We start from the raw sequence: 12,841 nt of genomic DNA on the forward strand, positions 1-12,841 counted from the left end.
ACGGCGGTGTCGCCGTTGCCGTGCCGGGAGAGCGCCCGCAGGGTCCAGCTGCCCGGTGCCGCGAAGAACCGGAACCGGCCGGCCGGGGAGGTGACCACCTCGGCCGTGAACTCACCGGTGGAGTCGAGCAGCCGGACGTACGCGCCCGGCACGAGCTCGCCGGACTCGGCCTTCACCAGGCCGGTGATGACGGTTTCCTTCTCCAGGTCCAGGCTGGCCGGCAGCGGCGCGGACTGGTCCGGAGCGGCGCAACCCGCGGCGGTGGGAGCAGTCATGGCTCAGGCCTCCCCGGGCTCGTCGCCGAGCGCGACCGGCACACCGACCAGCGAGCCGTACTCGGTCCAGGAGCCGTCGTAGTTCCTCACGTTGGCGTGGCCGAGCAGCTCCTGGAGCACGAACCAGCTGTGCGAGGAGCGCTCGCCGATCCGGCAGTACGCGATGGTCTCCTTGCTGTCGTCCAGGCCGGCGGCGGCGTAGATCTTGCGCAGCTCGTCGTCGGACTTGAAGGTGCCGTCCTCGTTGGCCGCCTTGGACCACGGCACGCTGATCGCGGTGGGGATGTGCCCGGCCCGCTGCGCCTGCTCCTGCGGCAGGTGGGCGGGGGCGAGCAGCCGACCGGCGAACTCGTCGGGGGAGCGCACGTCGACCAGGTTCTTGGTGCCGATGGCGTCGACCACCTCGTCGCGGAAGGCGCGGATCGAGGTGTCCGGCTCCTGCGCGACGTACTGCGTCGCCGGGCGGTTCACCGCGTCGGTGACCAGCGGACGGGCATCCAGCTCCCACTTCTTGCGGCCGCCGTCGAGCAGCTTGACGTCGCGGTGGCCGTAGAGCTTGAAGTACCAGTACGCGTACGCGGCGAACCAGTTGTTGTTGCCGCCGTACAGGATGACCGCGTCGTCGTTGGCGATGCCGCGCTCGGAGAGCAGCGCCTCGAACTGGGTCTTGTTGACGAAGTCCCTGCGGATCTGGTCCTGGAGGTCGGTGCGCCAGTCGAGCTTGATGGCGCCGGCGAGGTGGCCGGTGTCGTAGGCCGAGGTGTCCTCGTCGACCTCGACGAAGACGACGCCCGGGGCGTCGATGTTCTTCTCGGCCCACTCGGCCGAGACGAGTGCGGTGTCGCGACTCATCAGATCACTCCCTGTTGAGGATGGATGGTGAGCCAGCGCGCGGAGATCGAAGTCGGTGATTGTCGCACCACGCGCGGGACCCAGAGCTAGGAACGGATCATGGGTTCGTGCGACGGCGCCACTGCCGGGCGATCAAGGGAGCACCGGAGGGTACGCGGACCCTGCGTGCCGGTGGCCGCTAGGCGGCCGAGGACAGCCCCGCCGTCAGATGACGGGGCGACACAGGCAGGTGGCCACGCGGCAAAGGTCGACCGCGCGCCGTTTGGTGAGGAGCGTCCCCATGAGCAGGGAGCCTACCAGCCGACACTCAAGACGCCACCGGGTCGACCAGCATCCGGGACGCCGCTCCCGACCCCGAGAACGCCGACGCCCCGACCGGAGGTCGGGGCGTCGGCGGGGAGTGCGGGGGGGTCGGTCAGCCGGCCGAGCTGATCGGTACGTTCCGCGCGTCGGCGGTCACCGTCAGCCCCTCGGGGCGCGGCTCGACCTTGCGGACGTTGAGCTGGAACGGCAGCTTCGGCAGGGGTACGTCGATCGAGATGCCCTTGGCGTAGTTGGCCAGCAGCGTCCGGGCCAGCGGGACGTTCGGCAGGCCCGCGGCGTTGAGGTCGTTGAAGCGCAGCGCCACCTTGCCGTCGTTGACCGCCACATCGGCGGTGCCGACGACGGTGAGCTTGACGCCGAGGATGTCCACCGGGGCGGTGACGGCCAGCTTGCCGCCCTGCTCACCGAGGGTGAGCCCCGGCCGGTCGAGCAGCTTGGCCAGGCTGTCGTAGGTGATGGTGCCGCGACCGTCGACGCGCTCGGCGACCACCTCGCCCTGTCCCGAGCGGAGGGTGTCCAGCGACGCCTTCACGTTGTGGGCGTCGACGTCGAGTCGCGGCACGCTGACCGTGTCGCCCTGCACCGGACCCTGCACGTCCGTCAGCACGATCGAGATGTGCTCGTACTTCCCGGCCAGCACCTGGGTCAGGAAGGGGAAGCCGCCGACCTGGACCTTCGGCGCCGCGGACTGCGCGTTCTGCTTGGCGACCTGCTGCTTCACCTGGTCGGCGATGGCCCGCTCGGCAACGCCGGCGGCCACCCGGTCGGCGACGACCAGCAGCCCGGCCAGGACCAGCAGCAGGACGACGAGCCCGATCAACACCTTGCGGCCGCGTCGCCGGGGCCGTTCCTCGTACGCCGCCTGGGCCTCTGCCACGCCGTCTCCTTGTCCTCGCTGCCGGTTGCCGCACTGCGGCGCACCGGTACTACCCGATGGCTGGATTCCTCAACCGCCGGCTCAGAGGAAGAGCACGCACATGGCGTACGCGGCCGGCGCGGCCAGCGCGAAGCCGCCGAGCGGTCCCTGCATGTGCCGGGCCACCCACATGGTCGGTGGCTCGCCGGCCATCAGCCGGCCCGCTTCCGCGTACCCGACGGCCAGGTCGGCCAGCACGGCGGTGGCCGCGGTGACCAGGCCGATCAGGGCGGCGCTGGTCGGGGTGAAGCCGACCAGGTAGCTGCCGAGCACCGCGCTGACCAGGGTGCCGATCATCGCGCCGACGACCACGCCGGCGGCGCCCCGGGGCACCTGGGGAGCGAGCCGCGGCCACGGCGCCACCGCGTCGGTCAGCCGGGCCACGGTGAGCGCGGCCCCGGTGGCGGTCAGGCAGATGGTGATGGCCTGGGTGCCGGCCGGGATCCGGCTCAGCACGATCAGGGTCCCGAACGCGACCACGCCGACGACGATGAACAGCGTGCTGCCGAGGGAGTCGGTCACCCGGACCCGGTCGACCCGGCGGACGAGCTGACCGAGCACGCCGACGACGAAGCCGCCGAGCGCCGCGTACCCGAGGGGGGCCAGGCCGGCGATCTCGGACTGCACGGCGGCGGCGTCGGCGGCCACGGCGACACCGGCGCTGACCAGGGCGACCAGCAGCAGCGCGGGCGGCCGCATGGCCATCGTCCAGGCGAGCACGAAGAGCAGCTGGACGCCGAAGATGATGAACGCGAACGGCAGCCGGTGCCCGGGCCCGGCGGTCTGCGCGCCGAGCACCAGGCCCACGCCGAGCAGCGCGGCGAACCCGGCGACGGTGAGCGCCAGCGGTCGGCGTACCGCGACCGGCTCCACCTCCTCCTCGGGGGCGTCGTCGGCGGGCTCGTCGTCGGGGCGCCGGGCCGGGCCGCTCTTGCGGAGCCGGCGGGGTCCACCCCGGTCGCGCCGATCCCCGCCGTCGTCGGTGGCCGGGCCGGTACGCGGGCCCGGCGGGTAGCCACGGGAGGGGCCGGCCGGCCCCGGACGGGCACCGCCGGTCCAGGGGTCACGGCCCGTCTCGGGCGAGGTGGAAGGAAACACGCCCCGATCGTGCCAGACCAGGCCGCCCCGGCGGAGGTCACGGTTTCGGCAACGTTAAAACCTGCGGCGCGATAAGGGGCAGATCAGACAAAGGGGAAAGCGCACGGAGGTGCCGCCCGGACGATCCGTTACGCTCAAGCCGTTACCCGCCCGTCAGCGACGCCGGGACCCACGCAAGTTCTCAGCGCCACCCCGGTTGGGCGTGCCGCTGGTCGCGCGCGGTCGAAGGACCGCCGGGACGGAGGTGATCGTGTGGAGATCCTGCTGCTGGTGACCGCGCGCGCAGGTGAACCATCGGCAGTGCTGCCGGCACTCGACCTGCTGCCGCACTCGGTCCGCACCGCGCCACGCGACGTCCGCACCCTGGTCAGCGGCCCTAGCCCGGACGCCGTCCTGGTGGACGCCCGCTCCGAGCTGAGCGAGGCCCGGGCCACCTGCCGGATGCTGCACGCCACCGGGCTCGGCGTGCCGCTCGTCGCGGTGGTCACCGAGGCCGGCCTGATCGCGCTCAACGCCGACTGGGGCGTGGACGACGTCATCCTGGCCGGGGCGGGCCCGGCCGAGGTGGAGGCCCGACTGCGGCTCGCGGTGGGCCGGCTCAGCAACGCGACGGCCGGGGCCGGCGGCTCGATCCGGGCCGGCGAGCTGACCATCGACCCGGACACCTACGCGGCAAAGCTCAAGGGCCGCCCGCTCGACCTCACGTACAAGGAGTTCGAGCTGCTGAAGTTCCTGGCCCAGCACCCGGGCCGGGTGTTCACCCGGGACCAGCTGCTCCGCGAGGTCTGGGGCTACGACTACTTCGGCGGCACCCGCACGGTCGACGTGCACGTCCGGCGGCTGCGGGCCAAGCTCGGCTCGGAGTACGAGTCGATGATCGGCACGGTGCGCCAGGTCGGCTACAAGTTCGTCGTCCCGCCGTCCCGTTCGCTGCCCGAGTCGGAGCGCGCCCCGCTGCCGGTCTGACCGGCCGCCCCACCGTCACGCTCCTTTAGGGGCCTATTTCCCGTCCGCCCTTTTTGCGTACCTGGTGAGTTCTATTCTGACTGCCGGGTTTACGACAAAAGGGGGCGACGGTGCGTGCGGTGACCACGGGGGCGACGACAGGTCCGGGCCGCGATCCGAACGGTCGGGGCTTCTGATGCCGCGGTCCACGCTCCGCGCCACCGGCATCGTGACCCTGATAGCGGCCGCGCTGCTCGGCTCGGCGTACGCGCTCGGCCGCAGCCTCGTCCCCGACCAGCCGCGGCCCCGCACCGGAGTCGCGGCGAGCGTCAACAGCCCGCACTACGCCGACCAGCCGCCGGCCACGCCCGACTCCTCGGCCTCGGTCGGGCCGAGCCCCACCCCGGACGGCGGGCAGCACCCGTCCGACACGGGCGACGGCCCCTTCGGCAGCCTGGTCTCCACCGGCTCACCACGGGTCGCGCTCACCTTCGACGACGGACCGGACCCGCAGTACACCCCCCAGGTGCTCGCGCTCCTGCGGGAGTACGGCGTCAAGGCCACCTTCTGCGTGGTGGGCGAGAACGCGGAGCGCAACCCGGACCTGATCCAGGAGATCGTGGCCGCGGGCCACACCCTCTGCAACCACTCCTGGAACCACGACCTCACCCTCGGCAAGCGGTCCCCGGACGTGATCCGGGCCGACCTGCTCCGCACCAACGAGGCGATCCGGGCGGCGGTGCCGGACGCCCGGATCGCGTACTTCCGGCAGCCCGGCGGCGCCTGGACGCGCCCCGTGGTGTCGGTCTGTGAGGAGCTGGGGATGGCCCCGCTGCACTGGACGGTCGACCCGTCGGACTGGACGACCCCCGGCGCCGGGAAGATCACCGCCGCGGTGATGACCGAGACCGGGCCCGGCGCGATCGTGCTGATGCACGACGCCGGCGGGAACCGCACCGGCACCGTACAGGCGCTGCACAGCCTCCTTCCGGAGCTGATGGACCGGTTCCAGCTGGAGGCGTTGCCCATCGGGACCACGTGACGGGTGTCCCGGCGCCCGTCCCCGCGTCCGGCGTGAGCGCCCGCGCGCGGGCCGCTACGGTGGCGAGATGAGCAGCACCGAGCCGACCGCCGACCGTGTCGCCCGCGCCGACCGGCTCGCGCCCGTGGAGGTGGCCGAGGTGATGGCGCTGGCCCGTACGTCCGGGGACGCCGACGGCGCGGACCCGCTCGACGAGCACGTGCTGCTGCGGCTGCGGGACCCGGAGGCGCCCGCGGTGCACCTGACCGCCCGGGCCGCCGACGGGACGCTCACCGGCTACGCCCATCTGGACATCACCGACGCCACCGGCGGCATCGGGGTGGAGCTGGTGGTGCATCCGACGTACCGGCGGCGCGGCACCGGCCGAGCGCTGGCCCGGGGCGTGCTGGCCGCGGCGGCCGGGCCGCTGCGCGCCTGGGCGCACGGCGACCACCCGTCCGCCGCCGCGCTCGCGGTCGACCTGGGCTTCACCCGCGCCCGGGTGCTCTGGCAGCTGCGCCGACCGCTCACCGCCGCGCTGCCCGAGGTGCGCCTCCCGGACGGGGTGGAGCTGCGCGCCTTCCGTCCGGGTGCGGACGACGAGGCCTGGCTGGCCGTCAACAACCGGGCCTTCGCCGCGCACCCGGAGCAGGGTCGATGGGCCCCGGCCGACCTGCGGGTACGCCTCGCCGAGCCGTGGTTCGACCCGGCCGGCTTCCTGGTCGCCGTGCAGTCCGCCACCGGCCGGCTGCTCGGCTTCCACTGGACCAAGGTGCACGAGCGGCCCGGGTCGGCCCGGATCGGCGAGGTCTACGTGCTCGGGGTCGACCCGGCCGTGCACGGCGGCGGCCTCGGCAAGGCGCTGACCACCGCCGGGCTGGCGTACCTGCGGGACCGGCGGGGCCTGGACCGGGTGATGCTCTACGTGGACGAGTCGAACGCGGGGGCGATGGCGCTCTACGAGCGGCTCGGCTTCGCCCGGTGGTCCGGCCACGTCAACTACCAGCTCGGCTGACTCCCACCCGGATCGTCGGGCCGATCGTCGCGTCCCGAAGATCGGTCACGGCGGTGTCACGGGATGGATTCGCGGAGGTAACGACTGCCTGGATAAATCGCCTTATTGGCGATAGTGGGCCGCGAGTTCACGAAACGGACACCCCCCACTCAGCTCACGGCCACCCCGTCGGCCGTACCTGTTCATCCTCCGTTCACTTCCGACCGACGAACCGTCCACCTGGCACTTCTAACTTTCAAGTCAGCCGGTCAGCGCCGGCACCCGGCTCCGTCCGGGCGATCTGACCAAAGACGTGAAGGGAAACCCCTCAGGTGAAGCTCCAGCGGCACGGCGCCATTGCCTGCCTCGCTCTTACCGCCGTTCTCGGTCTCAGCGCTTGCGGCTCGGACAACAACGAGCCGACCGGCACCTCCGCCTCCGGCTCCGCCGCCGCGGTCGACTGCGGCAAGGGCACGCTGAACGCGCAGGGCTCCTCCGCGCAGAAGAACGCGATGGCCGAGTGGATCAAGACGTACCAGCAGAAGTGCGCGGGCACCACGATCAACTACGAGCCCACCGGCTCCGGCGCGGGCATCCAGGCCTTCATCGCCGGCACGGCCGACTTCGCCGGCTCCGACTCGGCCCTCAAGCCGGAGGAGCAGCCGCAGGCCGACGCCAAGTGCGCGGGCGGCCAGGCCCTCAACCTGCCGATGGTGATCGGCCCGGTCGCCGTCGCCTACAACGTCAGCGGCGTGGACAACCTGCAGCTCAAGCCGGCCACCCTGGCGAAGATCTTCGCCGGCAAGGTGACCAAGTGGGACGACCCGGCCATCAAGGCCGACAACCCAGCCGCCAAGCTGCCGGCCACCGCCATCCAGGCGGTGCACCGCTCGGACGAGTCGGGCACCACGGACAACTTCACCAAGTACCTCTCCAAGACCGCCGAGGCGGACTGGACCTTCGGCAACGCCAAGGCGTGGAAGGCCCCGGGCGGCGTGGGCGCGGCCAAGTCCGACGGTGTGGCCAGCAAGGTCAAGGGCACCGACGGCACCATCGGCTATGTCGAGTGGTCGTACGCCGAGAACGGCGGCCTGAAGAAGTCCAAGGTTCAGAACGGCGCCGGCGAGTGGGCCGAGCTCACCGCCGAGTCGGCCGGCAAGACCATCGCCGGGGCCAAGATCGAGGGCCAGGGCGACGACCTGAAGATGTCGATCGACTACAACACCAAGGAGGCAGGGGCATACCCGATCGTCCTGGCGACCTACGAGATCGTCTGCAGCAAGGGCCTCGCGGCCGACAAGCTGCCGCTGGTCAAGGGCCTGCTGACGCACGCCGCCAGCGCTGAGGGCCAGGCCGACCTGGTCGAGCTGGGCTACGCCCCGCTGCCGGACTCGGTCCGCACCAAGGTCGAGGCCGCGGTCAAGAAGCTCTCCTGACCGTTCCGAGCAACATCACCCCCTCAATTCGAAGCGAGCGAGCAGATGGGTGAAACCCCTCACGGCTCGGCGCACGCCGGCACCGGCGGGACCCACGTGATCTCCGGTCACGAGTGGCCCGCCGGTGCCTCGGCGCGTGTGGCCGAGACTTCAGGCAACCCTCGTACCCCGGTCGGGAACGGGCTGGGCGGCGGCGGCGGCCTCCCCCGGGCCCGGGCCTTCGGCGCGGAGCGGGCCTTCCGCGGCCTGACCCTGGCCGCCGGCACCGCCGTGCTGGTCATCATCGCGGCGATCGCGGTCTTCCTGATCGCCAAGGCCGTTCCGGCCCTGCAGGCGAACTCCGAGGACTTCTGGACCTTCGAGGGCTGGTTCCCGAACGACAACCCGGCCAAGTTCGGCATCGGCGCGCTCGCCTTCGGCACCGTGCTCACCGCGCTGCTGGCGTTGCTCATCGCGGTGCCGGTGGCGCTGGGCATCGCCCTCTACCTCACGCACTACGCCCCGCGCCGCCTCGGCACCGGCCTCGGCTTCGTGATCGACCTGCTGGCCGCCGTGCCCAGCGTGGTCTTCGGCCTCTGGGGCCGGGACTACCTCGTCGGGCCGATCACGGACCTGTCGACCTGGCTGCACACCTACTTCGGCTGGATCCCGATCTTCGGCGACGGCCCGTACGGGAACTCGATCCTGCTCGGCTCCCTGGTGCTGGCGATCATGGTGCTGCCGATCATCACTTCGCTCTCCCGCGAGGTGTTCCTGCAGACCCCGACCGCCAACGAGGAGGCCGCCCTCGCGCTGGGCGCCACCCGCTGGGAGATGCTGCGCACCGCCGTGTTGCCGTACGGGCGGCCCGGCATCATCGCCGCGGTGATGCTCGGCCTGGGCCGCGCGCTCGGCGAGACCATCGCGCTGGCGCTGACCCTCGGCTCCACCTACGCCATCACGTTCAACGTCCTGCAGAGCGGCGGTAACACCATCGCGGCGAACATCGCGAACCGGTTCGCCGAGGCGAACGACACCGGCCGGGGCGCGCTGATCGCCTCCGGCCTGGTGCTCTTCGCGATCACGCTGATCGTCAACATCACCGCCCGGGCGATCATCTACCGCCGCCGCGAGTTCACGGAGTCGGCCGCATGAGCACCGTCACCACGCACCGCACCCGACCGCCGGCGCAACCGGCCACGCTGCGCGCCAAGCGGCTGCCGACGTACGCCGCGCCCGCCATCGCCGTCGCGGCCCTGCTGGTCGCCGCCGGGGTCGTCTACGGCCTCGGCATCGGCGGCCCCGTCCTGGTGGTGGTCCTCGGCGCGCTGTTCCACCTGGCCGGGCTCTTCACCGCCGCGAACGCGGTCGAGGGGCGCCGGGCGGCCCGCAACCGCACCTGGAGCGCGCTGATCCACTCGGCCTTCGTGCTGGCGGTGCTGCCGCTGGCCTCGGTGGTCTGGACCCTGGTCAGCAAGGGCGTTGAACGGCTCGACGGGAACTTCTTCGGCACCTCGATGAACAACATCGGGGCGCGCGACGCCAACGGCGGCGCCTACCACGCCATCGTCGGCACCCTGGAGCAGGTCGGCATCGCGACCCTGATCACCGTCCCGCTCGGGGTGCTCTGCGCGATCTACATCGTCGAGTACGGCCGGGGCCGGTTCGCCTTCGCCATCCGGTTCTTCGTCGACGTGATGACCGGCATCCCGTCGATCGTCACCGGCCTCTTCGTGCTGGCGTTCTGGGTGCTCATCGTGTCGCCCACCTTCAACAACGGCCGGCCGGGCTTCTCCGGTTTCGCCGCCGCGCTGGCGCTGAGCGTGCTGATGCTGCCGACCGTGGTGCGCTCCACCGAGGAGATGCTGCGGCTCGTCCCGGCTCCGCTGCGGGAGGGCGCGTACGCCCTCGGCGTGCCGAAGTGGAAGACCATCCTGCGGGTGGTTTTGCCGACCGCGCTGCCGGGCATCGTCACCGGCATCATGCTCGCCATCGCACGGGCCGCCGGTGAGACCGCCCCGGTGCTGCTCGTCGCCGGCGGCGGCGCGGCGATCAACGTCAACCCGTTCGAGAACAACCAGTCGTCACTGGCTCTCTTCGTCTACCAGCAGGCCGGCGAGGCCTCGAAGTACTCGCCGGCGCGGGCGTGGACCGCGGCACTGACCCTGGTCGCCCTCGTACTCGTCCTGACCATCGCGGCGAAGTTGCTGGCCCGTCGCAACCGGCTCGGCCGATGAACCCCGGAGGTACCGCCACCATGGCGAAGCGCATCGAAGCCACCAACGTCAGCGCCTACTACGGCGCCTTCAAGGCGATCGAGAACATCAACCTGACCGTCGAGCCGAAGACGGTCACCGCCCTGATCGGCCCCTCCGGCTGCGGCAAGTCCACCTTCCTGCGGTCCATCAACCGGATGCACGAGGTGCTCCCCGGCGCCCGGGTCGAGGGCAGCCTGACCATCGACAACCAGGACGTCTACGACCGGGACGTGGACGTCACCGCGGTCCGGCGGATGATCGGCATGGTCTTCCAGCGGCCGAACCCGTTCCCCACCATGAGCATCTTCGAGAACGTGGTGGCCGGCCTGCGCCTCAACGGCGTCCGCCGGAAGCCGATCCTGGAGGAGGCGGCCGAGAAGGCGCTCCGCTCGGCGAACCTCTGGGACGAGGTCAAGGACCGGCTCGGCAAGCCGGGCGCCGGCCTCTCGGGCGGTCAGCAGCAGCGGCTCTGCATCGCCCGCACCATCGCGGTCGAGCCGCAGGTGGTGCTGATGGACGAGCCCTGCTCGGCGCTGGACCCGATCTCGACGCTGGCCATCGAGGACCTGATGTTCCAGCTCAAGGACAAGTTCACCATCATCATCGTCACCCACAACATGCAGCAGGCCGCCCGGGTGTCGGACCGGACCGCCTTCTTCTCCATCGAGAAGACCGGCGACCCGGGCCGGCTGATCGAGTACGACAACACCCAGAAGATCTTCAGCAACCCGAGCGTGAAGAAGACCGAGGACTACATCACCGGCCGCTTCGGCTGAGCCGCTGGTTCCCGGTCCGCGAGGGGCGTCGGTCGACCTGACCGGCGCCCCTCGGCGTGTCGGAGGAAGCCCCGCCTCGGCGCCGCCGGTCAGCCGAGGACGAAGCGGGGTTCGCCCCCCTCGGGAAGGTCGAGGCGGGGGGTGACCGGGGTGGCGGCGTCCCGGTCCGCCGCCGCCCGCGCCACGCCGGCCAGGTCACCGGCGGCGGCCACCTGGGCGAGGGTGACCAGGGTCGGCGGAAGCATGGTCAGCTCGCCGGCCCCCGCCCGGGCCAGGGCGTCCGCGGGCCGGATCCACATGGTGTGGTCGGCCTCTCCGGAGACGTCCCGGGTCCGCTGCCCCTCCGGCAGCAGGGCCACGAAGAAGTACGTGTCGAAGCGGCGCGGTTCGAACTCCGGGGTGATCCACCGACTCCACGGCAGCAGCAGGTCGGACCGGAGGGTGAGCCGCCGCCCGGCAAGCAGGTCGGCGAAGCCGACCCGCCGACCCTCCAGGTCCTGCCGGGCGGCCTCCCAGTCGTCGCCGCTGACGTCGCCCACCACCGTCGCGGCGTCCGGACCGGCCAGCAGCACGCCGGCCTCCTCGAAGACCTCCCGGGCGGCGGCGCACACCACCGCCTGGGCCGCGTCCGGCGCCTGCCCGAGGCGGATCGCCCACTCGGCCGGCCCCGGGCCGGCCCAGTCCAGGTGGGCCTGGGAGTCGGAGCGGTCCACGCCGCCGCCGGGGAAGGCGTACATGCCGCCGAACGTCATCGCGGCGACCCGGCGGATGACGTACACCTCGAAGTCGTCGCCGGCGGGGCGGAGCAGCAGCACGGTGGCGGCGACCCGGGGCGGCGCCGGGGTGCCGCCCTCGGCGCGGAACCGGCGGGCGTGCTCCACCAGGGCGGGGGGTGCGGCGAAGCCGTCGATCGTCATTCCGCGAGCCTAGTTCCCGGCCGGTGGATCATCCGCTCGGCGGCTCGGCGGGACGGGATAGCGTGCCGGCATGACGCGTTGGGGCATCCTGTCCACCGGACACATCGCCGGCCGCTTCGCCGAGGACCTGCGGCTGGTGCCGGGTGCCGAACTGGTCGCGGTCGGCTCGCGTACGCCGCAGAGCGCCGAACTGTTCGCCGCCCGGCACGGCGCTGTCCGGGCGTACGGCTCGTGGGCGGAGCTGGCCGCGGACCCGGACCTCGACGTGATCTACGTGGCCACGCCGCACGCCGCCCACCACGAGGCGGCAATGACCTGCCTCGCCGCCGGCCGGGCCGTGCTGGTGGAGAAGCCATGCACGCTCGACCTGGCCACCAGCGCCGAGCTGATCGAGGCCGCCCGGGCCCGCGGGGTCTTCCTGATGGAGGCCATGTGGATGCGGACCAACCCCCTCATCCTCCGGGTGGCCGAGCTGATCGCGGAGGGGGCGATCGGCGAGGTGACCAGCGTGCGGGCGGACTTCGGGGCGGCCGGGCCCTTCTCGCCCGAGCACCGGATGCGGGCCCGGACGCTGGGCGGCGGCGCGCTGCTCGACCTCGGCGTGTACCCGCTGAGCCTGGCCCACCTGCTGCTGGGCGTCCCGCAGCACGTGCAGGCGTGGGCGAAGCTCACCCCGGAGGGCGTGGACGCGAACACCGGGATCGTGCTCGGCTGGGACTCCGGGGCGGTGGCGACGTTGAGCTGCGGCATGGTCGGCGCGACGGCGATCACCGCCTCGATCACCGGCACCACCGGGCGGATCGACCTGCCCGAGCCGTTCTACCGGCCCGGCTCGGCGGTGCTGCACCGGCTCAGGGCCGATCCGGAGACCATCCCCGCCGACCTGACCGGCGGTGGCTACCAGCACGAGGCCGCCGAGGTGCAGCGCTGCCTGGCCGCCGGGCTGATCGAGAGCCCGCTGGTCCCGCACGCCGCGACGCTGGAGGTGATGGCGTTGCTGGACGGGATCCGGGGGCGGATCGGGGTCGACTACGCGTGAGGGGTCCCCTG

14 protein-coding genes are annotated in these 12,841 nt (G+C 72.3%); 8 read left to right on the forward strand and 6 right to left on the reverse strand.

Annotated features, from left to right (window positions below; translation table 11 throughout):
* The 5 genes from SLP03_RS08285 to SLP03_RS08305 all read right to left on the reverse strand — a co-directional run.
* Positions 1–275: DUF1416 domain-containing protein (locus tag SLP03_RS08285; RefSeq protein WP_319459932.1), on the reverse strand; the 275-nt coding region annotated here is incomplete at its 3' end.
* A 3-nt stretch (positions 276–278) separates the two neighbouring features.
* Positions 279–1,127, reverse strand: a complete 849-nt coding sequence (locus tag SLP03_RS08290) for a sulfurtransferase (RefSeq protein WP_319459933.1) — start codon at positions 1,125–1,127, stop codon at positions 279–281.
* A 204-nt stretch (positions 1,128–1,331) separates the two neighbouring features.
* The gene (locus tag SLP03_RS08295; RefSeq protein WP_311202345.1) at positions 1,332–1,409 is read right to left on the reverse strand and encodes an Ms5788A family Cys-rich leader peptide; all 78 of its coding nucleotides are present in this window, start codon (positions 1,407–1,409) and stop codon (positions 1,332–1,334) included.
* A gap of 133 nt (positions 1,410–1,542) precedes the next feature.
* Positions 1,543–2,328, reverse strand: a complete 786-nt coding sequence (locus SLP03_RS08300) for a DUF2993 domain-containing protein (RefSeq protein ID WP_319459934.1) — start codon at positions 2,326–2,328, stop codon at positions 1,543–1,545.
* An 81-nt stretch (positions 2,329–2,409) separates the two neighbouring features.
* Positions 2,410–3,465, reverse strand: coding sequence for a hypothetical protein (locus SLP03_RS08305; protein WP_319459935.1), 1,056 nt, complete (start codon positions 3,463–3,465; stop codon positions 2,410–2,412).
* A 252-nt stretch (positions 3,466–3,717) separates the two neighbouring features.
* On the opposite strand from SLP03_RS08305, the gene SLP03_RS08310 reads away from it, so the two are divergent.
* The 7 genes from SLP03_RS08310 to pstB all read left to right on the forward strand — a co-directional run bounded on the left by SLP03_RS08310 (position 3,718) and on the right by pstB (position 10,874).
* Entirely contained in the window at positions 3,718–4,431 is a 714-nt protein-coding gene (locus SLP03_RS08310; protein WP_319459936.1) for a response regulator transcription factor, read from the forward strand.
* Positions 4,432–4,606: 175 nt separating this feature from the next.
* Entirely contained in the window at positions 4,607–5,452 is an 846-nt protein-coding gene (locus SLP03_RS08315) for a polysaccharide deacetylase family protein (protein ID WP_319459937.1), read from the forward strand.
* Between the two features lie 67 nt (positions 5,453–5,519).
* Positions 5,520–6,446, forward strand: a complete 927-nt coding sequence (mshD, locus tag SLP03_RS08320; RefSeq protein WP_319459938.1) for a mycothiol synthase — start codon at positions 5,520–5,522, stop codon at positions 6,444–6,446.
* 311 nt (positions 6,447–6,757) lie between these two features.
* Positions 6,758–7,861 carry a phosphate ABC transporter substrate-binding protein PstS gene (gene pstS, locus SLP03_RS08325; RefSeq protein ID WP_319459939.1) on the forward strand — a complete coding sequence of 368 codons (1,104 nt, stop codon included), beginning with the start codon at positions 6,758–6,760 and terminating at the stop codon, positions 7,859–7,861.
* A 45-nt stretch (positions 7,862–7,906) separates the two neighbouring features.
* On the forward strand, positions 7,907–8,995 hold the full coding sequence (gene pstC / locus SLP03_RS08330; protein WP_319459940.1) for a phosphate ABC transporter permease subunit PstC: 1,089 nt from the start codon (positions 7,907–7,909) through the stop codon (positions 8,993–8,995).
* Entirely contained in the window at positions 8,992–10,077 is a 1,086-nt protein-coding gene (pstA, locus tag SLP03_RS08335) for a phosphate ABC transporter permease PstA (protein WP_319459941.1), read from the forward strand. The genes pstC and pstA overlap by 4 nt, the downstream gene beginning before the upstream one ends.
* Before the next feature lie 20 nt (positions 10,078–10,097).
* A complete protein-coding gene (gene pstB, locus SLP03_RS08340; protein ID WP_319459942.1) occupies positions 10,098–10,874 on the forward strand; it encodes a phosphate ABC transporter ATP-binding protein PstB in 777 nt (258 codons plus the stop codon).
* Between the two features lie 89 nt (positions 10,875–10,963).
* Here pstB and SLP03_RS08345 read toward each other — a convergent pair whose 3' ends face one another.
* Positions 10,964–11,791 (reverse strand): NUDIX domain-containing protein, encoded by an 828-nt coding sequence (locus tag SLP03_RS08345; protein ID WP_319459943.1) that lies wholly within the window; start codon positions 11,789–11,791, stop codon positions 10,964–10,966.
* Between the two features lie 70 nt (positions 11,792–11,861).
* On the opposite strand from SLP03_RS08345, the gene SLP03_RS08350 reads away from it, so the two are divergent.
* Positions 11,862–12,830, forward strand: coding sequence for a Gfo/Idh/MocA family oxidoreductase (locus SLP03_RS08350; RefSeq protein ID WP_319459944.1), 969 nt, complete (start codon positions 11,862–11,864; stop codon positions 12,828–12,830).
* Positions 12,831–12,841 lie beyond the last annotated feature (11 nt).

This window comes from Micromonospora sp. RTP1Z1 (genome assembly GCF_033804685.1).
In the GTDB taxonomy this organism is placed as follows: domain Bacteria; phylum Actinomycetota; class Actinomycetes; order Mycobacteriales; family Micromonosporaceae; genus Micromonospora.

Excerpts from the sequence above, each read along its gene's own strand:
- SLP03_RS08290 (WP_319459933.1), bottom strand. The coding sequence starts at position 1,127 with ATGAGTCGCGACACCGCACTCGTCTCGGCCGAGTGGGCCGAGAAGAAC.
- SLP03_RS08295 (WP_311202345.1), bottom strand. The coding sequence starts at position 1,409 with ATGGGGACGCTCCTCACCAAACGGCGCGCGGTCGACCTTTGCCGCGTG.
- SLP03_RS08315 (WP_319459937.1), top strand. The coding sequence starts at position 4,607 with ATGCCGCGGTCCACGCTCCGCGCCACCGGCATCGTGACCCTGATAGCG.
- mshD (WP_319459938.1), top strand. The coding sequence starts at position 5,520 with ATGAGCAGCACCGAGCCGACCGCCGACCGTGTCGCCCGCGCCGACCGG.
- pstC (WP_319459940.1), top strand. The coding sequence starts at position 7,907 with ATGGGTGAAACCCCTCACGGCTCGGCGCACGCCGGCACCGGCGGGACC.
- pstA (WP_319459941.1), top strand. The coding sequence starts at position 8,992 with ATGAGCACCGTCACCACGCACCGCACCCGACCGCCGGCGCAACCGGCC.
- pstB (WP_319459942.1), top strand. The coding sequence starts at position 10,098 with ATGGCGAAGCGCATCGAAGCCACCAACGTCAGCGCCTACTACGGCGCC.
- SLP03_RS08345 (WP_319459943.1), bottom strand. The coding sequence starts at position 11,791 with ATGACGATCGACGGCTTCGCCGCACCCCCCGCCCTGGTGGAGCACGCC.
- SLP03_RS08350 (WP_319459944.1), top strand. The coding sequence starts at position 11,862 with ATGACGCGTTGGGGCATCCTGTCCACCGGACACATCGCCGGCCGCTTC.